This window comes from Neisseria uirgultaei (genome assembly GCF_962719845.1).
GTDB lineage: Bacteria > Pseudomonadota > Gammaproteobacteria > Burkholderiales > Neisseriaceae > Neisseria > Neisseria bergeri.
This window is the reverse complement of record NZ_CAUIYF010000012.1, coordinates 18,107-43,710: the sequence shown is the minus strand read 5'-3', so window position 1 is coordinate 43,710 and position 25,604 is coordinate 18,107. Positions and strand designations below refer to the sequence as shown.

Below are 25,604 nucleotides of genomic sequence, written 5' to 3'. Positions count from 1 at the left end.
CCATTTCCGGCTTCAGACGGCATATTGCCGATATGCCGTCTGAAGCACAACACACAAAGGAACCCGACATGAACGACAACGTATTGCTCCATTTGGGCGAAGAACCCTGTTTCGACGCCATCCAAACCGAAGACATCAAACCCGCCGTCCAAACCGCCATCGCCGAAGCACGCGAACAAATCGCCGCCATCAAAGCCCAAACGCACACCGGCTGGGCAAACACCGTCGAACCCCTGACCGGCATCACCGAACGCGTCGGCAGGATTTGGGGCGTGGTGTCGCACCTCAACTCCGTCGCCGACACGCCCGAACTGCGCGCCGCCTACAATGAATTAATGCCTGAAATCACCGCCTTCTTTACCGAAATCGGACAAGACATCGAGCTGTACAACCGCTTCAAAACCATCAAAAACTCCCCCGAGTTCGACACTCTCTCCCCCGCACAAAAAACCAAGCTCGACCACGACCTGCGCGATTTCGTATTGAGCGGCGCGGAACTGCCGCCCGAACAGCAGGCAGAACTGGCGAAACTGCAAACCGAAGGCGCGCAACTTTCCGCCAAATTCTCGCAAAACGTCCTAGATGCGACCGACGCGTTCGGCATTTACTTTGACGATGCCGCACCGCTTGCCGGCATTCCCGAAGACTCGCTCGCCATGTTTGCCGCCGCCGCGCAAAGCGAAGGCAAAACAGGCTACAAAATCGGTTTGCAGATTCCGCACTACCTCGCCGTCATCCAATACGCCGACAACCGCGATCTGCGCGAACAAATCTACCGCGCCTACGTTACCCGCGCCAGCGAACTTTCAGACGACGGCAAATTCGACAACACCGCCAACATCGACCGCACCCTCGAAAACGCCCTGCAAACCGCCAAACTGCTCGGCTTCAAAAACTACGCCGAGCTGTCGCTGGCAACCAAAATGGCGGATACGCCCGAACAGGTTTTAAACTTCCTGCACGACCTCGCCCGCCGCGCCAAACCCTACGCCGAAAAAGACCTCGCCGAAGTCAAAGCCTTCGCCCGCGAACGCCTGAACCTCGCCGATTTGCAACCGTGGGACTTGGGCTATGCCGGCGAAAAACTGCGCGAAGCCAAATACGCGTTCAGCGAAACCGAAGTTAAAAAATACTTCCCCGTCGGCAAAGTATTAAACGGACTGTTCGCCCAAATCAAAAAACTCTACGGCATCGGATTCGCCGAAAAAACCGTCCCCGTCTGGCACAAAGACGTGCGCTACTTTGAATTGCAACAGAACGGCGAAACCATAGGCGGCGTTTATATGGATTTGTACGCACGCGAAGGCAAACGCGGCGGCGCGTGGATGAACGACTACAAAGGCCGCCGCCGTTTTTCAGACGGCACGCTGCAACTGCCCACCGCCTATCTCGTCTGCAACTTCGCCCCTCCCGTCGGCGGCAGGGAAGCGCGTTTGAGCCACGACGAAATCCTCACACTCTTCCACGAAACCGGCCACGGGCTGCACCACCTGCTCACCCAAGTGGACGAACTGGGCGTATCCGGCATCAACGGCGTAGAATGGGACGCCGTCGAACTGCCCAGCCAGTTTATGGAAAATTTCGTTTGGGAATACGACGTTTTGGCACAAATGTCCGCCCACGAAGAAACCGGCGTTCCCCTGCCGAAAGAACTCTTCGACAAAATGCTCGCCGCCAAAAACTTCCAGCGCGGTATGTTTCTCGTCCGCCAAATGGAGTTCGCCCTCTTCGACATGACTATTTACAGCGAAGACGACGAAGGTCGTCTGAAAAACTGGCAACAGGTTTTAGACAGTGTGCGCAAAGAAGTCGCCGTCATCCAACCGCCCGAATACAACCGCTTCGCCTTGAGCTTCGGCCACATCTTCGCCGGCGGCTATTCCGCAGGCTATTACAGCTACGCGTGGGCGGAAGTATTGAGCGCGGACGCCTACGCCGCCTTTGAAGAAAGCGGCGACGTTGCCGCCACAGGCAAACGCTTTTGGCAGGAAATCCTCGCCGTCGGCGGATCGCGCAGTGCGGCAGAATCCTTCAAAGCCTTCCGGGGGCGCGAACCGAGCATAGACGCACTGCTGCGCCACAGCGGCTTCGACAACGCGGCTTGATCGATGTGAACAAAAAATGCCGTCTGAAACAATCAAACAGTGTTTCAGACGGCATCAGCATTTGCGCGGTTTCGCCATTTTCACAAAAACAGCAAGCCAAAATCCCGTCATTCCCAAAAAACAAAAAAATCAAAAACAGAAATCCCGTCATTCCCGCGCAGGCGGGAATCCGGACCGGTCGGCGCGGAAACTTATCGGATAAAACGGTTTCTTTAGATTTTACGTTCTAGATTCCCACTTTCGTGGGAATGACGCGGAAAAGTTACTGTGATTTCGGATAAATTTTCGCAACGCTTAATTTCCGTTTTACCCGATAAATGCCCGCAACCTCAAATCCCGTCATTCCCCAAAAACAAAAAAATCAAAAACAGAAATCCCGTCATTCCCGCGCAGGCGGGAATCTAGAGTTGTCGGCGCGGAAACTTATCGGATAAAACGGTTTCTTTAGATTTTACGTTCTAGATTCCCACTTTCGTGGGAATGACGCGGAAAAGTTACTGTGATTTCGGATAAATTTTCGCAACGCTTAATTTCCGTTTTACCCGATAAATGCCCGCAACCTCAAATCCCGTCATTCCCCAAAAACAAAAAAATCAAAAACAGAAATCCCGTCATTCCCGCGCAGGCGGGAATCTAGAGTTGTCGGTGCGGAAACTTATCGGATAAAACGGTTTCTTTAGATTTTACGTTCTAGATTCCCGCTTTCGTGGGAATGACGCGGAAAAGTTGCTGTGATTTCGGATAAATTTTCGCAACGTTTAATTTCCGTTTTACCCGATAAATGCCCGCAATCTCAAATCCCGTCATTCCCCAAAAACAAAAAAATCAAAAACAGAAATCCCGTCATTCCCGCGCAGGCGGGAATCTAGAGTTGTCGGCACAGAAACTTATCGGGAAAAACGGTTTCTTTAGATTTTACGTTCTGGATTCCCACTTTCGCGGGAATGACGGAATATTTTTGCATTTTATTTTCCGACATCATTGAATCAAACCCAAATGCGACAAGAGCGTCCAAGTGCCGATGGCGATCAACACCAAACCTCCGGCAAATTCCGCACGCCTGCCGAACAGTACGCCCAAAGCCCTTCCCGCCGTCAACCCGAACGCCACCATCACCGTCGTCGCCATACCGATGACGGCGGCGGCAAAGGCGATGTTTACCTCCATAAACGCCAAGCCCACCCCGACTATCATAGAATCAATACTGGTTCCAAAAGCAGTCAGAACCGTCATCCATAGGCTTTCCCGTTTGCTTTCGCGCACATCGTCCGCCTCGCCGGACAACCCTTCGCGCAACATTTTCAGACCCAGCCCGCCCAGCAGGACAAAAGCCGCCCAATGGTCCCATTCGCTGATAAACGGCTTGGCATAAAAACCGCCCGCCCAGCCCGCCAGCGGCGTGAGTGCCTCAACCGTGCCGAACACCAAAGCCGTTGCCGCAATTTTGCGCGGGGGCATCCTGACCGCCGCACCCTTTGCCAATGCGACGGCAAACGCATCCATCGACATCCCCAGCGCAACCAAGAGCAAAGCGTAAAAACCCATACCGCACCCGTCCTTAAAAAGGGCGGATTATAGCAAAACAGCAAAGTGCGAAAAACGCCGCGCGAAAACCCGCATCCCGTCATTCCCGCAAAACAAAAAATCAAAACTGAAATCCCGTCATTCCCGCGCAGGCGGGAATCCAAAAACTCAAAGTTGCAAGAATTTATTAGAAATGGCTGAAACTCAACGAACCTGGATTCCCACTTTCGTGGGAATGACGGGATGTAGGTTTCCGTGCGGATGGATTCATCATTCCCGCGCAGGCGGGAATCTAGAGTTGTCGGCGCGGAAACTTATCGGATAAAACGGTTTCTTTAGATTTTACGTTCTGGATTCCCACTTTCGTGGGAATGACGGGATGTAGGTTTCCGTGCGGATGGATTCGTCATTCCCGCGCAGGCGGGAATCTAGAGTTGTCGGCACAGAAACTTATCGGGTAAAACGGTTTCTTTAGATTTTACGTTCTGGATTCCCGCTTTCGCGGGAATGACGCGGAAAAGTTTCCGTGCCGGTTTGAACCGGTGGGGATGGTGCGGGAATGACGGCGGAAAAGTGGGCTGTGGGGCGGGAATGACGGGATATTTTGCGTTTAATAAAAAACGCCCGCCAAAACGGCAAAGGCGGACGGAGGATGCCGTCTGAAGCGGCAAAGGGGAATAGAAAATGCCGCCCGGGCGGTTTGGGCGGCATTTTTTCACCACGGGTTCAAACCCGGTCATTGTCCTTATTTGGCGCGGCAGGAAGACGGCAGGAATTTGTCTTTTACAGTACCTGCTTGACAAGTCCACTCGAACGAGCCTGAGTTTTGTTTGCCGACGAGTACCAAGGTTGCACCTGAAATATCTTTGTTCACACCACCGCTGGTGTTCATGGTAGCGGTAATAGAAGCAGCAGTGGCATTACCCGTAACTGCAACTGATTTTACATACTTACCTTTAATCTCGGTAGAGGTAGCAATACCTGCGGAAGTATTGGTGGTAGGGAACGTACCGTTGTCGGAGTAATACTCGACCACTGCGGCTTTTTGACCTTCTGCCAAAGTCAGGGCTTCGGACATTTGGGCGCGCGCGGTGTAGTCTTGGTATGCGGGCAGGGCGACGGCTGCCAAGATACCGACGATGGCGATGACGATCATCAGCTCGATCAGGGTGAAACCTTTTTGGATTGCTTTCATTTGGATGACTCCTGTTTGAAAATGTTTAAGTTTGATTGGAATTTGCGGCATCCGCCGCAAACGTAAACCCGTAATGTATTTGACCGTGGTCTTTTTTGTTTCGGTTCGCCTTCTTTCCAGCAAGCGGCGTGCCAAAACCGGGTTCGGCTCGGCATTTTACAGAATATTTTTTTATTTGTCTGTTTGGTATGGGTATTTTTTTATATCAACGCGGTGCGGCCTGCGGCGGAATAATGCGGCGGGCTGACGTTTTTTGTCAGTTGTGACAATTTTTGTCAGTTTCGGGCTGACGTTTTTTGTCAGATTTTGTCAGATTGGGTTTTTTTTGGTTTTTTTTTGGGGGTGTGGGGCAGGGTGGGATTGGTGTGATGACGAAATATAAGTTTCCGTGCGGACGAGTCCTGGATTCCCGCCTGCGCGGGAATGACGGATATGTCCACACGAAAACCCGTATCCCGTCATTCCCACGAAAGTGGGAATCTAGAAACTCAAAGCTGCAAGAATTTATCAGAAATGGCTGAAACTCAACGGACCCGGATTCCCGCTTTCGCGGGAATGACGGGGTTTTGGTTTCTGTGCGGATGGATTCGTCATTCCCGCGCAGGCGGGAATCCAGTTTTGTCGGTACGGAAACTTATCGGGTAAAACGGTTTCTTTAGATTTTACGTTCTGGATTCCCACTTTTGTGGGAATGACGGGATATAGGTTTCTGTAACCCTGCGTCCTGGATTCCCACTTTCGTGGGAATGACGGAGGAGGAGTTGCTGTGATTTCGGATAAATTTTCGCAACGCTTAATTTCCGTTTTACCCGATAAATGCCCGCAACCTCAAATCCCGTCATTCCCCAAAAACAAAAAAATCAAAAACAGAAATCCCGTCATTCCCGCGCAGGCGGGAATCTAGAGTTGTCGGCACAGAAACTTATCGGGAAAAACGGTTTCTTTAGATTTTACGTTCTAGATTCCCACTTTCGTGGGAATGACGGATGCGGGTTTCCGTGCAGATAGATTCGTCATTCCCGCGCAGGCGGGAATTCAGTTTTGTCGGTACGGAAACTTATCGGGAAAACGGTTTCTTTAGATTTTACGTTCTAGATTCCCACTTTCGTGGGAATGACGGGATGCGGGTTTCCGTGCGGATGGATTCGTCATTCCCGCGCAGGCGGGAATCCAGAGCTGTCGGCACAGAAACTTATTGGGAAAAACGGTTTCTTTAGATTTTACGTTCTAGATTCCCACTTTCGTGGGAATGACGGGATGCGGGTTTCCGTGCAGATAGATTCGTCATTCCCGTGCAGGCGGGAATTCAGTTTTGTCGGTACGGAAACTTATCGGGAAAAACGGTTTCTTTAGATTTTACGTTCTGGATTCCCACTTTCGTGGGAATGACGGGATATTTTGCGTTTAATAAAAAACGCCCGCTGAAACGGCGGGGCAGGATGGGGGAATGCCGTCTGAAACGGTCAAACGACGTTTCAGACGGCATTTTTATGCCCGGTTATTTCCGGTAGCGGACGGCGCGGGACAGGATTTCTTCAATTTCCATCCACATAATGCCCCCTTACAGCAAACCGGGCTGTCCCAATGCAGGGTCGGTCGCGCGGGCGGCTTGTGCGTCTTCGACAGTCAGTCCGAGGGCTTTTGCCACGCCTTCGCCGTATGCCGGGTCGCAACGGTAGCAGTTGCGGATATGGCGGTATTTGATGAAGTCGGGCGCGTCGCCCATTGCGGCGGCGGTGTTGCCGAACAATGCCTGTTTCTGTGCGTCGTTCATCAGGTTGAACAAGGCGCGTGGTTGGCTGAAGTAGTCGTCATCGTCTTGGCGGTAGTCCCAGTGCGCCGCGTCGCCGTTGATTTTCAAAGGCGGTTCGGCAAAGTCGGGCTGTTGCTGCCATTGGCCGAAGCTGTTGGGTTCGTAGTGCGGCAGGCTGCCGTAGTTGCCGTCGGCGCGGCCTTGTCCGTCGCGCTGGTTGCTGTGAACAGGGCAACGCGGACGGTTGACGGGGATTTGGCGGAAGTTCACGCCCAAACGGTAGCGTTGCGCGTCGGCGTAATTGAACAAACGGGCTTGCAACATTTTATCTGGGCTGGCACCGATACCGGGAACGAGGTTGCTCGGTGCGAAGGCGGATTGTTCGACATCGGCGAAGAAGTTTTCGGGATTGCGGTTCAACTCGAATTCGCCCACTTCAATCAGCGGATAGTCTTTTTTCGGCCAAACTTTGGTCAGGTCGAAGGGATGATAAGGCACTTTTTCGGCATCGGCTTCGGGCATCACTTGGATGTACATCGTCCATTTCGGGAAGTCGCCGCGCTCGATGGCTTCGTACAGGTCGCGCTGATGGCTTTCGCGGTCGTCGGCGATGATTTTGGCGGCTTCTTCGTTGGTCAGGTTTTTAATGCCTTGCTGGCTGCGGAAATGGAATTTCACCCAGAAACGTTCGCCCGCTTCGTTCCAGAAGCTGTAAGTATGCGAACCGAAGCCGTGCATATGGCGGTAGCTGGCGGGAATACCGCGGTCGCTCATGACGATGGTAACTTGGTGCAACGCTTCAGGCAGCAGCGTCCAGAAGTCCCAGTTGTTCGTAGCGGAGCGCATATTGGTGCGCGGATCGCGTTTGACGGCTTTGTTCAGGTCAGGGAATTTACGCGGATCGCGTAGGAAGAACACGGGCGTGTTGTTGCCGACCACATCCCAGTTGCCTTCTTCGGTATAGAACTTCAACGCAAAGCCGCGGATGTCGCGTTCTGCATCGGCTGCGCCGCGCTCGCCTGCCACGGTGGTGAAACGGGCGAACATCTCGGTTTTTTTGCCGACTTCGCTGAAGATTTTGGCGCGGGTATATTGGGTGATGTCGTGTGTTACGGTAAACGTACCGAACGCGCCCGAACCTTTGGCGTGCATACGGCGTTCGGGGATGACTTCGCGCACGAAGTCGGCGAGTTTTTCATTCAGCCACAAATCCTGCGCCAGCAGGGGGCCGCGCGGGCCGGCGGTTAGGCTGTTTTGATTGTCGGCAACAGGCGCGCCGTTGTTCATGGTCAGATGGGTTACAGGGCATTTGGAGGTAGTCATCGCTCTTGTTCCTTTTCTCAGGTTGGTCAAATGGGGGTAAACGGCTTACAGTACGATTTGGCGGAAAGCGTATTCGTAACTGGTTTCTTGATTGCAATAAATTTCTTGAATCGACATTTTGTTTTCCTTTTATTTAAACTATGAAAGCAACTATACACCAAGATTTTCGCTATTAAAACTATGAAATCGATTTAATATTGTTATAAGCAATCGGTTTTTGATTTCCGTTTGTTTTTTGTTATCGGACAGAATCTGAACCCGCCCATTAAAACCATTTATAATGCAATGACGCTTTGCGGCATTTTTTTGCGCCGGCAGGCTGAAAATAACAATTTTCCCCACATTATCATGACCTTACTCGGAATAAAGCTCAAACAGACCCAGCAGCTCGACCAGCGGCTGCAACAATCTTTGCGCGTATTGCAGATGTCGGGTATCGAACTTGAACGCGAGGTTGAGGACTGGCTGTCGGACAATCCCCTGCTCGAACGCAAAGAAACGGATGAATTTTCCGATGCCGGGTTTTCCCATTACACCGCGCCCGCGCGTCAAATCGGCGGAGACGAAGGCGAAGATATGCTGTCCAACATCGCCGGCGAAGAGGATTTCAAGCAATACCTGCACGCGCAGGTTTGCGAACACCCGCTTTCCGACCAAGAAGCCGCCTGCGTCCACATCCTTATCGATTTCCTTGACGAGCAAGGTTATCTGACCGACAGCATTGAAGACATCCTCGACCATACACCCTTGGAGTGGATGTTGGATGAGGCAATGCTGCAACACGCGTTGACCGCATTGAAAAAATTTGACCCGGCAGGCGTGGCTGCCGCCGATTTGAACGAATCGCTGATACTGCAGATAGAAAGATCGGGCGAATGTGCTGCCAAACCCGCCGCCCTGCATATCGTCCGAACCGCACTCGACAGCATAGACGGCAACCGCAGCCAAACCCTTGCCCGGCTGCACAAACGGTTTCCGCAAACCGACAGCGGCACGCTGGAAAGCGCACTCGACCTCATTGCTTCGCTCAATCCCTTTCCCGCCGCCGGTTTCGCCTCCGCCGCGCCCGTGCCGTATATCCGACCCGATGTTTGGGTGGAAGCGGATGGAAACGGCTGGAAGGTGCGCTTCAACGAAGATGCCCAACCCGCCTTGCAACTCAACCGCGAATATTGCGAACTGATGCCGTCTGAAGGCCTTTCCCCCGAATGGAAGGAAAAAATCAGCGAAGCCAGACAGCGTATCGATTCGCTCGAATTGAGGAAGGCAACCGTCGTCCTCCTTGCCGAATACATCGTTAAACATCAGGCAGACTTTTTCACTTTTGGCAAAATCGGACTCGTCCCCCTGCTGATGAAAGATGCCGCCGCCGAATTGGGTGTGGCGGAAAGTACCGTTTCCCGCGCGGCCAACCAAAAATATTTGTCTTGCCCGCGCGGAGTGTTTGCGCTACGCTATTTCTTCACGCAGGCAGTTCAAATGGAAGAAGGCAAAGAAGCCGTCAGCCAACACGCCGTTAAAGCCGCGCTTTCCCAGCTTGTTAGCAGCGAAGACAAACGCAAGCCCTATTCTGACGAGGCACTCGCCAACCTGCTGGCTTTCCGCGGTATGGAAGTTTCCCGCCGCACCGTTGCCAAATACAGAGAATCCCTTGAGATTCCGGCAGCACACAAACGCAAAACCGCAGAATAATTTTTCAACACAATGCTACAACCCGTTTTTCCGTTCCGTCGCCGACGGACAGAACCCACCGAAGGAGCTGTATCATGAATCTGAAAATCACCGGTCTGAATTTTGACGTTACCGAAGCCATCAAAAACCACGTTTCCAAGAAACTGGAGCGCATCAACCGCCACGCTTCGGACATCATTTCTATAACTGTAACGCTGTCTGTGGAAAAAGCCGGCCATAAGGCCGAGGCAGACGTACACCTTGCCGGTAAAGACCTGCACGTCGAGTCCGACGGTCAGGACATGTATGCCGCCATCGACACCCTGACAGACAAACTTGACCGCGCCGTATTGAAACACAAAGAAAAAAGCGGCGAAATCCGCCATTGACCGAAAGTCCGTAACGGCAAAATGCCGTCTGAAACAGGTTTCCGTTTCAGACGGCATTTTGTTGCCCGATATATCGGGGCACAAAACCGTCCTCCGATATAGTGGATTAACAAAAACCAGTACGGCGTTGCCTCGCCTTGCCGTACTATTTGTACTGTCTGCGGTTTCGTCGCCTTGTCCTGATTTTTGTTAATCCACTATATAGGCACAATCCCCAAAGAAATACGAAAAGGATACTAATTATGATATTTGGATGTAAGAAATTTTTTGCTATTGAAGTAACCAAGCTACCAATAAAATCCTATTATTCCACAATACCATTGAGAATTTGGATAAATTCTATACCGCTAGGAACATTTAATGATGAGACCTACAGTGGACGGTATGGCTACAATGATGCGGTAATTCATGTTAGTCCGTCATCGGTACAATCGCCTACACCGATACAACCAACACCACCGGTAACGCCGAATAAATAAGGCAAACTAAAACCCCAGCATTTGCTGGGGTTTCCTTTAATATCTTCTGATGAAAATTCGGTCTTTCGGTCGAACAGAATCGGGGCAATCTCCACCGACATCCCTACCGCCATTTTTGTACCATACATCAGTGCAGTATTCCAATTGCGTAATACGACCTTCACGATAGGCTTGAAGTCGCGCTGTCTCTTCACGAGTGTTCCACCAAACTCGACAAGCCCCATAACGTTCTTCCAAACGCCCTTCAAAGATAAAAGGACAGCCCGGAAAATCATTTTGTATTTTGTACAAGTAGGTGCGGATTTCCTCTGCCGTATAGCGAGAGCCACTGCGTTTTACAGTGGTTGAGCCAGTATTCAAAGCAGAGCAACCAGTCAAAACAACCAATGCGCAAACCATCAATAATTTTTTCATTTCAAGCACTCCTGTTCAATCAATTCATGTGGCTATATTAGCACATTGGTTGTCCTGTTATTCCCGTATTTATAGCCCGCCTTGAGCGATGTTTATCGAATCAAATTAGATTACCGGAAGATATTATTAATTCCAATACCAATAGGAAATTTTATTATCTAATCAATGATGAGACCACTAGTGAATATATTGTAGGGCTTGGGGATTCATTTGATGATTATCAAATGTATTATTTTAATAATAAAAATCGTGTTTCATTTTTATGGAAATTACGTGAAAATACATTTTCAAATTATAGCTATGAATACGATTGCAACGATTTATTTGAGTTTGAATTAGAGAAGAAGATAATTGAAAATAGTATACTAATTTTTAAGGAAGCTATCGATAATAATATTAAATATAATATTGTGAAAATAAATGAATGATTTTTAATAATTTTTTAATATAGGCTAAGACATCGGTGTTTGAATGTTTCAACACACAGGACGACACATAAAGCACCGCCCTATGTGCCGTCCTGATTTGGAAGGGGTTACACCCCTCACAAATAAAGTCTGATTCTACCGCCCTAAAGGGCGGGGTTTCAACCGAAAAGGAAACACGATAAACAAACGGAACGCAAATCCGCATCCCGTTCCGTTTTACTTCCAAGCCCCTGCAACGGCTTGCGCTTCCTTCAGACGGCATACCGTGCCGACATCCAGCCACAAGCCCGTATGCTTCTGTCCGCTCACGCGGTTTTGCCGCATTTCGTTCCGCAATACGGGCGCGAGTTTTGCCACACTGCCCGCTTCGATTCCGTCAAACATTTCAGGACGGTAAATACCCACACCGCTGAATGTCAATCCGTTGCCGCCGGATACTTCCGACTGTACGCTTCCGTCCGGCAGCAGCAAAAAATCACCGTCGGGATGGTGCGGGGGATTTTCCACCAGCCACAAATGTGCGGAAATATGCTCGGGCAGGGACGATGCCGTCTGAAACGCGGCGGTAAAATCGATGTCGGTCAGCACGTCGCCGTTGACCACCAAAAACGGCTGCCCACCCAACAGCGGCAATGCCTGCGCGATGCCGCCTGCCGTTTCCAAACCGCCCTCAGGTTCGGGCGAATAGGCGATGTTCACGCCATAAGCCGAACCGTCGCCCAACGCCTCTTCTATCTGCCGACCCAGCCAAGCGTGGTTGATGACGATTTCGGTAAACCCTGCCTGCTTCAGACGGCATAAGTGCCAACCGATTAGAGGCTTACCCGCCACATCGAGCAGCGGCTTCGGAGTGGTGTCGGTCAAAGGGCGCATACGCTCGCCGCGTCCTGCCGCCAGTATCATCGCTTTCATATATATCTGTCCGAATATCAGTCTAAAGACCTAAACTGCCGTCTGAAATACAGCAGCGCGGGACGTTTGCACCCGCAGTTTTTGATTTCGTCGAGCCTGACGTAAAACACAAAATGCGTGCCGATTTCATGTTTGCCGACAATATGCCCGTGCAGGTGCGCCAACGCGCCCTCTATTTCAAGCTGTCCCGTTTTGCCGCGATGCCAGATGTGGTAGGCAAACCGCTCTTCGGGCGACAGGCCGGTCAGCCCGGCAAAATGTTCGGCAACATCCTGATGTTCGTCCGCCAGCGTATTGATGCAGAGGCTGCCGTTTTCCGACAGTATCGGGATGATACGGGCTTTACGGTTGATACACAGCATCACGGTTGGAGGCTCATCCGTAACCGGTGTAACCGCAGTCATCGTGATGCCGTAACGTCCTGCCGATCCCTCTGTCGTAATGACTTGAACACCTGCCGCGCAAGATGCCATCGCATCGCGGAACGAAGTTTGAAAAGTTTTCTGCAAATCCGTCATTTTTCCCCTTAAACTGTCCCCTATATAAGAATGCTGCACACAAGGCATCCCCTATGTGCAGCAATCCTGATTCGGAATCCCGCCGTGCGGACGTTTCCGCGCGTTACGGCGTATTACGAGTTCAACGCATCCTCGATTTTGGCAAGCTCTGCCAACAAATCTTTAAGCAGCAGCATTTTCTCGCGGGACAACACTTCTTCGATAGCATCGTAGCGTTCGTCCACTTCTTCGCCGATTTCCTCATACAGCTTCTCGCCCTCGGCAGTCAGCTTCAGATAAACGCGCCGTTGGTCGTTGGAAGGTTTCAGGCGGACGACCAACCCCGCTTTTTCAAGACGGGTCAGGATACCGGTCAGGCTGGGGCGCAAAATGCACGCCTGATTCGCCAAATCTTGAAAGTCCAGCGTGCCGTTTTCCGCCAAGAGACGGATAATCCGCCATTGCTGATCGGTAATATTCGCCTGATTCAGAATAGGCCTGAATTGGGTCATCAGGGCTTCCCTTGCCTGTATCAGACCGATATTGATAGACGCATGTTTTGATTGGGTAGGCATTGTTTAAGTCTCCAAGTTATCGAAAATCAAACTTTCAAACCGTCAGGAAAGCCTGTGGGCGTAATTTTTGATGCAACCGTTATATAACAAAACGAACATATAGCAACAATACTCTATAAACCGCATCGGACGACTGGGTATAAAAGACTTTAATTCCGATAATCCTATCTAAAAATATTTTAATAGTTATATCTTAATCTATTTTTCCCACAATCACAACAAGGGATTACATCGGCAGGCGCGCCGGCTCTTTCCCAAAAAACAAAAGCCGCCGCATCCGCCGCGCAAAGCATATTCCGTTTGATTTTCTACACAGCAGAAAGTTTAACAGGAACAAAGGTTAACCGAAAACATCTGCCTGAAAAATTCTTGCACGCAAACCCCAATAGCTGCTGATTCCCGTCGTATAGTGGATCATTTTCCCATTTTTGACCAAAACGACGGCAGGCGTTGCGACAATCCGCCAAGACCTTGCCAAACCCCCGTCCTCATCGTTGACAGTCGGAAAGCCCAAGCCCCGTTTTGCCATATATGCCGCCACTTCGGACGCGCTGCCCGAACGTACCGCCACACCGACGACCGGCACGCCGTCCGCTGCCAAATCATCGATTATCGGCGACTGATAACGGCACACGCCGCACCAGCTTCCCCAAAAATACACCAGCACCGCCCTATCCCGGCTAAACTGTCCCAAAGTCAGCCGCTGCCCCGACAGCAGGGTCAAAGGCCGCCCTGCCGCCCCGGCAGGTTCGTCGGGCTTGCGTACCCAATCCAAAAACAGCGACACCAGCAAAAACACCAATGCCGTCTGAACGGCAAATTTGATGCCCGAAAGCAGTTTTTTCTTCATACGCCCCCGCAAACGGTACGCCCGCGCAACCGGCAGGCAAACAAAAAAGCCAAGTCTTAAAACTTGGCTTCCGGTTATCTGGTGGGTCGTGAGCGATTCGAACGCTCGACCAACGGATTAAAAGTCCGCTGCTCTACCGGCTGAGCTAACGACCCGATAAGCTGTGCATTATACAACTCCTCTCCCCACCGTCAAGCAATTTTTACAGACTTAATTACAGACTGCTGTTTGCACGGAATATTTTGGCAACGGATTTTCACAATCCTGCCCATATCGTGTAAAAGTTCACACAAGAAAAAAGCAAACTGCCCAAAATCATGTACACTTTCCGTCTATCTTCCTCTCACCCAACTTGCGAACAGAGGCACACATCATGAATATACAAAACATCCGCACCCTCCTTGAAACTGTCGGCATCCCGAATACGGCACGCACACTCGGCAGCGAAAAGGCCGTCCGCTCGGTCGAACAGCATTCAGACGGCATCCATATCGCCCTGCATTTCGGTTTCCCTGTCGCGCACATTGCCTCAGAAACAGCCGACCGCATACAGGAAATCCTGATGCCGCTGACAGGCGACACACACATCCATCTGTCCATGGACACGGAAATCGGCACACACAAAGTCCAGCCCGGCGTTACCACCATTAAAGGTGTAAAAAACATTATTGCCGTCGCATCGGGAAAAGGCGGCGTGGGCAAATCAACAACCACCGCCAACCTTGCCACTGCGATGGCGCGCATGGGCGCGCGCGTCGGCGTGCTCGATGCCGACCTTTACGGCCCGAGCCAGCCCACGATGCTGGGCGTACACGACCGCAAACCCGATCAGAAAAACCAAAAACTCATTCCCGTCGAATCTTCAGACGGCATACAGGTCATGTCCATCGGCTTTCTCGTCGATACCGACCAAGCCGTCGTCTGGCGCGGCCCGATGGTCAGCCAAGCCTTGCAGCAGCTGATGTTCCAAAGCGAGTGGGACGAAGTGGACTATCTTTTCATCGACCTGCCCCCCGGCACGGGCGACATCCAACTCACGCTGTCCCAGCGCATCCCCGTAACCGGATCGGTCATCGTAACCACGCCGCAGGACATCGCCCTGATAGACGCGCGCAAAGCCGTGGATATGTTCCGCAAAGTCAACATCCCCATTTTGGGCGTATTGGAAAATATGTCCGTCCACATCTGCACCAACTGCGGACACAGCGAAGCCCTGTTCGGCACGGACGGCGGCAAAGATTTGGCGGCACGCCTCAACGTCCCCCTGCTCGGACAGCTCCCCCTAAGCCTGCCCGTGCGCGAAGCGATGGACGGCGGCACGACGGCACAACTGTTCGACGAACACCCCGCCATCGCCAAAATCTACACCGATGCCGCATTCCAAATCGCCCTGGGCATTGCCGACAAAGGCAAAGACTTCAGCAGCCGCTTCCCCAAAATCGTCGTCGAATAAAGCACTGCCCCCGAAACCGCAACGCCGTCTGAAACTCCGCGCCGCTGATATGCCGTCATTCCCACACAGGCAGGAATCTGAATTTGTCCGCATAGAAACTTATACTCCGTCATTCCCGCGCAGGCGGGAATCTAGGACGTAAAATCTCAAGAAACCGTTTTACCCGATAAGTTTCCGCACCGACGGTTCTAGATTCCCGCCTGCGCGGGAATGACGGTTTAGGTATTTTATGGTTTCGCAAGGCGCGATACCGCCGGAGGGCATCATATTCTTGGAATAGCGCATTAAAAAGAGTATGATAATGGAAATACAAAAGATTCCGGCAATGCCCGTGCGCCGTTCCCGTCCGTCATTCCCGCGCAGGCGGGAATCCGGACTCGTCCGTACGGAAACCAATACTCCGTCATTCCCGCGAAAGCGGGAATCCAGACCTTTCCGCACGGAAACTTATCGGATAAAACGGTTTCTTTAGATTCCGCATCCTAGATTCCCACTTTCGTGGGAATGACGGGATGTAGGTTCGTGGGAATGACGTGATGCAGGTTTCCGTGCGGATGGATTCATCATTCCCGCGAAAGCGGGAATCCAGGCCTTTCGGCACAGAAACTTATCGGGTAAAACGGTTTCTTTAGATTTTACGTTCTGGATTCCCACTTTCGTGGGAATGACGGAATGTAGGTTCGTGGGAATGACGTGATGCAGGTTTCTGTGCGGACGTGTTCTGGATTCCCGCCTGCGCGGGAATGACGGTTGTCGTGAAAATCCGCATCACGGCGCATATTGCGATATTTACAGCCGGGCAGGAATCCGGACTCGTCCGCACGGAAACCGATGCGCCGTCATTCCCGCGAAAGCGGGAATCCAGGCCTTTCGGTGCGGAAACTTATCGGATAAAACGGTTTCTTGAGATTTTGCGTTCTAGATTCCCACTTTCGTGGGAATGACGGGATGTAGGTTTGCGGGAATGACGCGGTGCAGGTTTCCCTGCGGATGGATTCGTCATTCCCGCGCAGGCGGGAATCCAGGTCTTTCGGCGCAGAAACTTATCGGATAAAACGGTTTCTTGAGATTCCGTGTCCTAGATTCCCGCCTGCGCGGGAATGACGGTTCGGTTTTTTTATAAGGCAGATTCGCAAGGTGCGCCATAGAGTGGGCTGAAGCCCGCCCTACAGCCCTCCCTGCAAAACCCGCGAAACACCCTGCGAAACCTATGTTTCAGCACGCAGGGCGGCACATAAAGCGTCGCCCTATGTGTTGCCCTGATTTGGAAGGGGTTACCCCCCTCCCAAACAAAGTCTGATTCTACCGCCCTAAAGGGCGAGGTTTCAACCAAAAAAGGAAAACGGCATGAAAAAAACACCCAAACGGCACTTGCTCCGCCATACCGCGATTTATACCGCGATGCTCTTGGCGGCATCGTCCCAACAGGCGTTCGGCGCGGGCGATAGTGAAACTTTCAACTTTATCGTCAACGACGACGGCAGCGTAGAAGGCGGTAAGATACCCGGCGGTCAGGGCGTACGCACAGGTAAGAAACTGTCTATACCATCAGGCAAATTTGGCTCAGTAAGTTTAAAACAAGTGTGTACTGATTTGGGAATCACGCCCGGATCTGCCGAATGTAATTTTGTCTTGTCGCTAACTAATGAATTTACCTACGCAAACACCGACACGCTACTTGCGGGCAAGGTCGGCAAGCTGATCCTCGGCGGCGGTTCCGCCCCGCTGTGGGGCAAGGTTTCCGGGCTTGATGCCGACAATATGGCGGGGCGCAAGACCGACAATTGGCTGACGACCGTTCACAAAGGGAAAATGGGTTACGATTTTACCGGCATCAGCTGTGCCCTTAAGAATGTTGCGACCGGATCGTCGAATCAAAGCCGCCAGTGTCCCGATTTGCCTTTTAAATTTTATTTCAACTTTAAGGACAGCGCACTCGATCCCACATCGGCGGGAATCAGTCCGGACGGTCTGCCGATATACAAGCTGAAAGACCATCCGTGGTTGGGCGTTTCCTTCCAATTGACTAAATCGAGCGGCACTGCGCCGCAATGGATAACCATTAATAATGACCATACGCTGATAAACGAAATGATTACCCAGCCGACAGGGGAAAGAAGCAACGGCAGAGCCTTCTCCATGCGCGCCAAGTTGCATCTGCTGGGCACTCCGAGCAACCTCAACGCCCAAGAAATCAAACTGGGCGAGATTAATATGCCCGACTTCAACTTTATGCCGCATAACGCAAACGGCAGGGGACGGACAGGTACTTTGTATAAGATACATGAACAAGGTCATATCGACGTAAAACTCCAGCTTCCGAGCATAGGCGCGGGCGGCTGTACGCGGCCTCAATATACCGCTGCCGCCCCGGACGGCAGCCAATACGCCATCGTCGCCCCCGCCCCTTTGGGCGCGGGTTTCCCGGGCAAGGCGGCGGCGGTCGTTACCGATCCCAAGTCGGCAAGCAGCCGCATCCTCTTTTACACCTTGGATAAAGACAATAAGAAAAAAGGCGGCGCGGATTATCTGCCAAGCAAAGGGTTTACCGAACCCGTCTTTATCGGACGCAAGGCGGCAATCCGCTTGGCAAACGGCGTATCCTTGAGCGACAGCAATATTAACGGCATTACGAATAGCACGTTCGGTATCGGCGATAATGGGAATAATCAGCAAGAGTGGAAAAACGTGTTATTGCGCTGGACCGACAGGCGCGATGGAAACGACAATCAGTTTAACTATTTTAACAATGCGATAGACGCTTCAACACGCGGCAAACTGTATAGCCAGCAATACCGCATCCGCGACAACGGCAAGCGCGATTTGGGCGACATCGTCAACAGCCCGGTAACGGCGGTCGGCGACTATCTGGCAACCGCCGCGAACGACGGGATGGTGCATATTTTCAAACGCAACAATGACGGTAGCTACAATCTGAAGCTCAGCTACATCCCCGGTGAAATGCCGCGCAAAGATTTGGATAACGCGGATTCCACTTTGGCAAAAGACCTTCATAACTTTGCCAACGAAAACTACACGGGCGGTTTGTACGGCGTGGACGGCGGCTTTGTCTTGCGCCAAGTTGGCTTAAACGGGCAAAACCGCGTGTTTATGTTCGGCGCGATGGGTCAGGGCGGCAAAGGCGCGTATGCCTTGGATTTGACCAAAGCCGAAAGCAACCAGACCGGCGTTTCCCTGTTTGATGTAAAAGATAACGGCTTGGGCTACACCGTCGGCACGCCGCAAATCGGCAAAACCCACAACGGCAAATACGCCGCCTTCCTCGCCTCCGGTTATGCGACTAAGGACATTGACAGCCAAGAAAATACAACCGCGCTGTATGTGTATGATTTGGAAAGCAGCGGCACGCTGATTGCAAAAATTGCCGTACCCGGCGGCAAGGGCGGGCTTTCGTCCCCCACGCTTGTCGATACGGATTTGGACGGCATTGTCGATATCGCCTATGCCGGCGACCGTGGCGGGAATATGTACCGCTTTGATTTGGGCGGCAACGACCCGACCAGATGGTCTGCACGCGCCATTTTCCAAGGCACGAAGCCGATTACTTCCGCGCCCGCCGTTTCCCAACTGAAAGACAAACGCGTCGTCATCTTCGGCACGGGCAGCGATTTGACCGAAGAAGATGTGGCAAGCCAAGAAATCCAATCTGTTTACGGTATTTTCGATAACGATACGGACTCTTTGCCGGCACAAGACGGGCTGGGCAAAGGGTTGCTCGAACAAGTGCTGACAAAAGACAGCAACAATACGCTGTTCTTGAGCGACTACAAAAGGTCTGACGGCTCGGGCGACAAGGGCTGGGTAGTGAAATTGGAAGCCGGACAGCGCGTTACCGTCAAACCGACCGTGGTATTGCGTACCGCCTTTGTAACCATCCGCAACTACAATGCCAACGGCTGCGGCGCGGAAACGGCATTCTTGGGCATCAATACCGCCGACGGCGGCAAGCTGACGAAGAAAAGCGCGCGCCCCGTCGTACCGGATAACCGCGTGGCAAAAAAAGTCGGCGAGAAAAAAGACGCAAAAGGCAACAATATCCCCGTGGGCTGTATGGAAAAAGGCACTGAAACCGTCTGCCCGAGCGGATATGTTTATCCGAAACTGCTGACCGCAAGCTATTTGGACAGCCAAAAAACAAGCGATCACCCGACAACGGCAGACGGCGACGCGGGCGGCAGCGGCAATGACAACACCCCCTTCCAAAAATCCGGCAACCGCTGCTTCTTCAGCAAAGGCGTGCACACGCTGCTGATGAACGATATGTCCGACTTGGACGTTGCCGGCCCGATCTGCAATATGAAACGGGTAAGCTGGCGCGAAGTCTTCTTCTGACCCGCCCGCACGGCCGATTCCCCCACAAATGCCGTCTGAAAGCCCTTCAGACGGCATTTTTTGCGTTTTTCGGAGGGGGGCAAATGAAACGCCGACAAATTCGGGAGGGGGGGGAAACGCCGTCAAACCGATGCCGTCATTCCCGCGCAGGCGGGAATCCAGATTTGTCCGCACATCGAACCGTAGCAACTGTATTTTTCACCCCGTCGGGCAAAAATACCAAAACTCAAATCAACACGGAAACTTATGCGCCGTCATTCCCGCGCAGGCGGAAATCTAGAATGCGGGATTAAGGAAACCTACATCCCGTCATTCCCACGAAAGTGGGAATCTAGAACTCAGGACTGGAGAAACCTTCAGTTTTACCCGATAAGTTTCCGCACCGACAGGTCTGGATTCCCGCCTTTGCGGGAATGACGGTTCAGTTGCGTAGAACCGGATTGTGAAAAGGGGCGGATTCGGGGTATTCGGTGGAATTGGGGAATTTACGGGATGGGTAATATTGGTGTATTCGGTGGAATTGGTGGGTTTGGTAACATTAATGGAATCGTTAGGGTCGGTGGAAATGTGGGATTGATGGAATCGGTGGACTGAAGCCTACCCTGCGGTGCTTTCAGACGGCATTTTTTGCGTTTTTCGGGATGGGGGCGGCAAATGAAACGCCGTCAAACCGATGCCGTCATTCCCGCGCAGGCGGGAATCTAGGACGTGAAATCTCAAGAAACCGTTATACCCGATAAGTTTCCGTGCGGAAAGGTCTGGATTCCCGCCTGCGCGGGAATGACGGTTCAGTTGCGTAGAACCGGATTGTGAAAAGGGGCGGATTCGGTGTATTCGATGAAAACGGTGGAAATGTGGGATTGATGGAATCGGTGGGCTGAAGCCTACCCTGCGGTGCTTTCAGACGGCATTTTTTGCGTTTTTCGGGAGGGGGCGGCAAATGAAACGCCGTCAAACCGATGCCGTCTGAAAATGGCGGGATACGGCGGAGGTGTTGGAATCGGCGGAATCGGTGTGCTGAAACCTACCCTACGCAACACCCTGCGGCGTACTCAAATCAACACGGAAACTTATGCGCCGTCATTCCCGCGCAGGCGGGAATCTAGGACTCAGGACTGGAAAAACCTTCAGTTTTACCCGATAAGTTTCTGCACCGACGGGTCTGGATTCCCGCCTGCGCGGGAATGATGGTTCAATTGCGTAGGACTGGATTGTGAAAAGGGGCGGATTCGGTGTATTCGATGAAAACGGTGGAAATGTGGGATTGATGGAATCGGTGGGCTGAAGCCCACCCTGCGGTGCTTTCAGACGGCATTTTTTGCGTTTTTCGGGAGGGGGGCGGCAAATGAAACGCCGTCAAACCGATGCCGTCTGAAAATGGCGGGATATGGAGGAGGTGTTGGAATCGGCGGAATCGGTGTGCTGAAACCTACCCTACGCAACACCCTGCGGCGTACTCAAATCAACACAAAAACTTATGCGCCGTCATTCCCGCGCAGGCGGGAATCTAGAATGCAGGGTTAAGGAAACCTACATCCCGTCATTCCCACGAAAGTGGGAATCTAGGACTCAGGACTGGAGAAACCTTCAGTTTTACCCGATAAGTTTCTGCACCGACGGGTCTGGATTCCCGCCTGCGCGGGAATGACGGTTCGGATATTTCTGACGGTTCGGGTATTTCTAACGATTTGGTATTCCTGACGGTTCGGGTATTCCTGACGGTTTGGGTATTCCCATAGTTTCGCCGGGCGGACGTGGGGAAATGCGTAACGGGCATAGTGGGCGCGGGGCGGGCGGTTTTACGCCGCGGATTTCCGTTTTCGCGCGAACATACAGGCCCGCCGGACGCGTTTGCGCTTGAAATCGGGTATGTTTCGTCTTAAAATATGCTGCTTTCAGGGTATAGGCACTTGCCCGAAAAGCACGTTACGCGCCTTTCTTGCGCGGCGTGTTTTTTTTTGACCGGATTTTTCCGACCGGATGACCCTGCCGAAGTCCCTTCAGACGGCATTGTCAAGAATTTTATTAAAAACAGGATTCCCACTCATGAGCACCCCCGCCCTCCTCGTCCTCGCTGACGGCAGCGTATTTCACGGCACATCAATCGGTTACGAAGGTTCGACTTCCGGCGAAGTCGTGTTCAATACTTCGATGACCGGCTATCAGGAAATCCTGACCGACCCGTCCTACTGCAAACAAATCGTTACCCTCACCTACCCCCACATCGGTAATACCGGCACCAACGCCGAAGATGAAGAAAGCCGCAGCGTTTACGCCGCCGGCCTGATTATCCGCGACCTGCCGCTCTTGCACAGCAACTTCCGCGCCTCCGAAAGCCTGCACGACTATCTGGTACGCAACAAAACCGTTGCCATCGCCGACATCGATACCCGCCGCCTGACCACGCTGTTGCGCGAAAAAGGCGCACAAGGCGGCGCGATTCTGACAGGTGCGGACGCTACGGTTGAAAAAGCACAAGAACTCATCGCCGCGTTCGGCAGCATGGTCGGCAAAGACTTGGCAAAAGAAGTTTCCTGCACGGAAACTTACGAATGGACGGAAGGCGAATGGGAATTGGGCAAAGGTTTCGTTACCCCTGACGAACAGCCTTACCACGTCGTCGCCTACGATTTCGGCGTGAAAACCAACATCCTGCGTATGCTCGCCTCGCGCGGCTGCCGCCTGACCGTCGTCCCCGCACAAACCAGTGCGGAAGACGTGTTGGCACTCAATCCCGACGGCGTATTCCTGTCCAACGGCCCCGGCGACCCCGAACCTTGCGACTACGCCATCAAAGCCGTACAAAAACTGATGGAAAGCGGCAAACCGATTTTCGGCATCTGCTTGGGACACCAGCTCATCAGCCTCGCCATCGGCGCGAAAACCCTGAAAATGCGCTTCAGCCATCACGGCGCGAACCACCCCGTACAAGACTTGGACAGCGGCAAAGTCGTCATCACCAGCCAAAACCACGGTTTCGCCGTCGATGCCGACACCCTGCCCGCCAACGCGCGCATTACCCACAAGTCCTTGTTTGACAACACCTTGCAAGGCATCGAACTGACCGACAAACCCGTGTTCTGCTTCCAAGGACACCCCGAAGCCAGCCCCGGCCCGCAAGATGTCGGTTACCTGTTCGACAAATTCATTGGCAATATGGAGGCTGCAAAACAATAAGCCGGCTGTTTCAGACGGCATCCGAAAAGTATGCCGTCTGAAAACGCAGACAGATTCCGATACAAGGCATACGGACGGCATCCCGACACCGTTTGCCGCCCCAAAATCAGAAAGGACTATTTTGACTGAAAAACAAATGCGCATCCTTTCCGCCGCCGCCACCCTGACCGCCGTGGGTATGTACGTTTCCTACATCCCGCAAATCCAAAATAACCTCGCAGGCAACCACGGCTCGCCGCTGCAACCCTTCGTCGCCGCCATCAACTGCACATTATGGGTTGCCTACGGCTTTTTGAAAGAAAAACGCGACTACCCCGTCATACTGGCAAACATCCCCGGCATCATTTTGGGTCTGATTACGTTTATTACCAGTTTTTAAGGAAGTTTTCAGACGGCCTGTGCAAAATAAAAACGCAAAAAGTCGTCTGAAAAAGAGTCACCAAAATATCAACAGCAGGAATTTTTCAGGTAGCCTTTATCGCAAGGCAGATAGAACAAACGTCGCGAGCATTTTTTCAGACGACCTTTAAACCCAAGTGGTAGGGTGTGCCGCAAGGCACGCACGCGGCGGGTTGGGGTTGCAGGGAAAATGGGGAACACGTGCGTGCGTTCCGCACACACCCTACATGCGGGCTACGGCTTGCTAAATTAGCATAACAGTTCATTTTTTAATTATAGGTGCAGATTTTTTAAAGGTGTTTATTTCATGTCTAAAAAGAATCAATCTTCTCGATTAACCAATCAGCATAAATCATCACAGGGAGTTATTGGGATATTTGGAGATGAAGCAAAAATCCATGATAAAACAGTTGGAGAAATTGCAAGACTTGTACAAAAGCAATTAGAGACTGACTACCCGAAATTATTATTTAGATATAGAACAACAGTAACAAAAGAAGAAATTAATCAGTCATTAAAAGAACTTGATCCTGAACTAGGGCAAACCCTCTTTGTTGAAAATTCTAGTATCAAGCCTGACGGAGGAATTATTGAAGTTAAAGATGATTCTGATAACTGGAGAATTATTCTAGTTACAGAGGCTAAACATCAAGGAAAAGATATTGAGAACATCAAAAAAGGAATTTTAGTTGGCGCACAGAATAATCAGGATTTAATGGCTGCTGGAAATGCTATTGAACGGTCTCATAAGAACATTTCTGAGATTGCAAATCTAATGCTAAAAGAATCCTATTTCCCATATATTTTATTCTTAGAGGGTTCCAATTTTCTGACTGAGACAATTGAGGTTGCCAGACCTGACGGGAGAATAGTAAAGCTTGAATATAATTCAGGATTATTGAATAGATTAGATAGATTAACAGCCGCCAACTATGGAATGAGCATTAATACCAACTTATGTAAGAATAAATTTCTGAGGCATGGAGATAAAACAATTATGTTGCAAGCAACATCAATTTATACACAAGGGCAAGGCATTGCTTGGAATAAAACAGAAATGTTTAATATTATGTATGGTGTAGCCGACACCTCACTTCAAGTGTTAGGAAGTGATTTATTTAAACAACTAACTAAAAAATAGAATTACTATGACTCGAAACGTAGATCGTACATTTTTAAAAAATGCAAAAATAAATAGAAACGATGAATTTTATACACAGTTGATAGATATAGAAAACGAACTGATCCATTATAAGCATCATTTTAAAGACAAAATTGTATTTTGTAATTGCGATGACATAAGATTTAGTAACTTCTTTAGATATTTCTCATTGAATTTCAAGAAATTAGGGATTAAGAAATTAATTTGCTCATCCTACAAGAAAGAGTATATAGGAAACAACGAACAAGGTTTCTGGTATGAATATACAGGAAATGAAGGCAGTGAAATAAAAACTGATGATATTATGTTTTTCAAGGGAGATGGTGATTTTAGAAATATTGAGAATATTGAACTGTTGAAAAAAGCTGATATTGTCGTAACAAATCCACCATTTTCACTATTTAGAGAATATATTGACCAAATAATAAAGTATGAGAAAAAATTTCTTGTGATTGGAAATATCAATTGTATTACATATAAAGAAATATTCAAATTAATACAGAATAATCAAGCTTGGTTAGGTATAAACCTAGGTAGAGGAATTTCAGGTTTTATTGTACCAAAGCATTATGAACTTTATGGAACAGAGACTAAAATTAATGAAAATGGAGAAAGAATTATTTCTCCAAATAATTGCCTATGGTTAACAAATCTAGATAATTCAAAACGACATGAGAATATACCGCTGACTAAGAAATACTATGGAAATGAAGGAAATTATCCTAGGTATGATAATTACGATGCAATTAATGTAAATAAGACAAAAGATATACCTATTGATTATAATGGGATTATGGGAGTTCCCATTACGTTCTTACACAAGTTTAATCCTGAACAATTTGAAATTATTCAGTTTAGGAAAGGTAGTGACGGAAAAGATTTATCTATAAATGGAAAAAATCCATATTTCAGAATTTTAATCAAAAAAAAATTTTGATTCCCAAA

17 protein-coding genes and 1 tRNA gene are annotated in these 25,604 nt (G+C 50.7%); 9 read left to right on the top strand and 9 right to left on the bottom strand.

The window, feature by feature from the left end; genetic code table 11:
- The first annotated feature begins 68 nt into the window (after positions 1-68).
- Positions 69-2,105 carry a M3 family metallopeptidase gene (locus tag Q9J32_RS07990; RefSeq protein WP_301883076.1) on the top strand — a complete coding sequence of 679 codons (2,037 nt, stop codon included), beginning with the start codon at positions 69-71 and terminating at the stop codon, positions 2,103-2,105.
- 978 nt (positions 2,106-3,083) lie between these two features.
- Here Q9J32_RS07990 and Q9J32_RS07985 read toward each other — a convergent pair.
- The 3 genes from Q9J32_RS07985 to katA form a co-directional block, all read right to left on the bottom strand.
- A complete protein-coding gene (locus tag Q9J32_RS07985) occupies positions 3,084-3,650 on the bottom strand; it encodes a manganese efflux pump MntP (protein WP_301883021.1) in 567 nt (188 codons plus the stop codon).
- A gap of 724 nt (positions 3,651-4,374) precedes the next feature.
- Complete coding sequence (locus Q9J32_RS07980) at positions 4,375-4,824, bottom strand: pilin (RefSeq protein WP_301883022.1); 450 nt, start codon at positions 4,822-4,824, stop codon at positions 4,375-4,377.
- Between the two features lie 1,561 nt (positions 4,825-6,385).
- The gene (gene katA, locus Q9J32_RS07975; protein ID WP_301883025.1) at positions 6,386-7,900 is read right to left on the bottom strand and encodes a catalase KatA; all 1,515 of its coding nucleotides are present in this window, start codon (positions 7,898-7,900) and stop codon (positions 6,386-6,388) included.
- Positions 7,901-8,248: 348 nt separating this feature from the next.
- On the opposite strand from katA, the gene rpoN reads away from it, so the two are divergent.
- A complete protein-coding gene (gene rpoN / locus Q9J32_RS07970) occupies positions 8,249-9,592 on the top strand; it encodes an RNA polymerase factor sigma-54 (RefSeq protein ID WP_301883027.1) in 1,344 nt (447 codons plus the stop codon).
- Positions 9,593-9,666: 74 nt separating this feature from the next.
- Complete coding sequence (gene hpf, locus Q9J32_RS07965) at positions 9,667-9,960, top strand: ribosome hibernation-promoting factor, HPF/YfiA family (RefSeq protein WP_301817082.1); 294 nt, start codon at positions 9,667-9,669, stop codon at positions 9,958-9,960.
- A gap of 515 nt (positions 9,961-10,475) precedes the next feature.
- Here hpf and Q9J32_RS07960 read toward each other — a convergent pair.
- From Q9J32_RS07960 to Q9J32_RS07935, 6 genes are all read right to left on the bottom strand, one after another.
- A complete protein-coding gene (locus Q9J32_RS07960; protein ID WP_301817083.1) occupies positions 10,476-10,853 on the bottom strand; it encodes a hypothetical protein in 378 nt (125 codons plus the stop codon).
- A 644-nt stretch (positions 10,854-11,497) separates the two neighbouring features.
- Positions 11,498-12,193 carry an N-acetylmuramate alpha-1-phosphate uridylyltransferase MurU gene (murU, locus tag Q9J32_RS07955; RefSeq protein WP_301883028.1) on the bottom strand — a complete coding sequence of 232 codons (696 nt, stop codon included), beginning with the start codon at positions 12,191-12,193 and terminating at the stop codon, positions 11,498-11,500.
- Between the two features lie 17 nt (positions 12,194-12,210).
- Positions 12,211-12,711 (bottom strand): 4-hydroxyphenylacetate 3-monooxygenase, reductase component, encoded by a 501-nt coding sequence (gene hpaC, locus Q9J32_RS07950; protein WP_301883031.1) that lies wholly within the window; start codon positions 12,709-12,711, stop codon positions 12,211-12,213.
- A gap of 113 nt (positions 12,712-12,824) precedes the next feature.
- Complete coding sequence (gene nadR, locus Q9J32_RS07945; protein WP_061702827.1) at positions 12,825-13,265, bottom strand: MarR family adhesin repressor NadR; 441 nt, start codon at positions 13,263-13,265, stop codon at positions 12,825-12,827.
- A gap of 340 nt (positions 13,266-13,605) precedes the next feature.
- The gene (locus tag Q9J32_RS07940; RefSeq protein WP_301883033.1) at positions 13,606-14,115 is read right to left on the bottom strand and encodes a protein disulfide oxidoreductase; all 510 of its coding nucleotides are present in this window, start codon (positions 14,113-14,115) and stop codon (positions 13,606-13,608) included.
- Positions 14,116-14,194: 79 nt separating this feature from the next.
- A tRNA-Lys gene (locus tag Q9J32_RS07935) sits at positions 14,195-14,270 on the bottom strand.
- 218 nt (positions 14,271-14,488) lie between these two features.
- Here Q9J32_RS07935 and apbC point away from each other — a divergent pair.
- The 6 genes from apbC to Q9J32_RS07905 all read left to right on the top strand — a co-directional run bounded on the left by apbC (position 14,489) and on the right by Q9J32_RS07905 (position 25,596).
- A complete protein-coding gene (gene apbC / locus Q9J32_RS07930) occupies positions 14,489-15,568 on the top strand; it encodes an iron-sulfur cluster carrier protein ApbC (protein ID WP_301883035.1) in 1,080 nt (359 codons plus the stop codon).
- Between the two features lie 1,347 nt (positions 15,569-16,915).
- Positions 16,916-19,921 carry a PilC family type IV pilus tip adhesin gene (pilC, locus tag Q9J32_RS07925; RefSeq protein WP_304667604.1) on the top strand — a complete coding sequence of 1,002 codons (3,006 nt, stop codon included), beginning with the start codon at positions 16,916-16,918 and terminating at the stop codon, positions 19,919-19,921.
- A gap of 2,046 nt (positions 19,922-21,967) precedes the next feature.
- Positions 21,968-23,098, top strand: coding sequence for a glutamine-hydrolyzing carbamoyl-phosphate synthase small subunit (carA, locus tag Q9J32_RS07920; protein ID WP_107819738.1), 1,131 nt, complete (start codon positions 21,968-21,970; stop codon positions 23,096-23,098).
- 121 nt (positions 23,099-23,219) lie between these two features.
- Positions 23,220-23,477: a SemiSWEET family transporter gene (locus Q9J32_RS07915; protein WP_300906225.1), complete on the top strand. Its 258-nt coding sequence runs from the start codon at positions 23,220-23,222 to the stop codon at positions 23,475-23,477.
- Between the two features lie 327 nt (positions 23,478-23,804).
- A complete protein-coding gene (locus Q9J32_RS07910) occupies positions 23,805-24,638 on the top strand; it encodes an EcoRI family type II restriction endonuclease (RefSeq protein WP_107810555.1) in 834 nt (277 codons plus the stop codon).
- A gap of 7 nt (positions 24,639-24,645) precedes the next feature.
- Positions 24,646-25,596 carry an adenine-specific methyltransferase EcoRI family protein gene (locus Q9J32_RS07905; protein ID WP_301883042.1) on the top strand — a complete coding sequence of 317 codons (951 nt, stop codon included), beginning with the start codon at positions 24,646-24,648 and terminating at the stop codon, positions 25,594-25,596.
- The last annotated feature ends 8 nt before the right edge of the window (positions 25,597-25,604 follow it).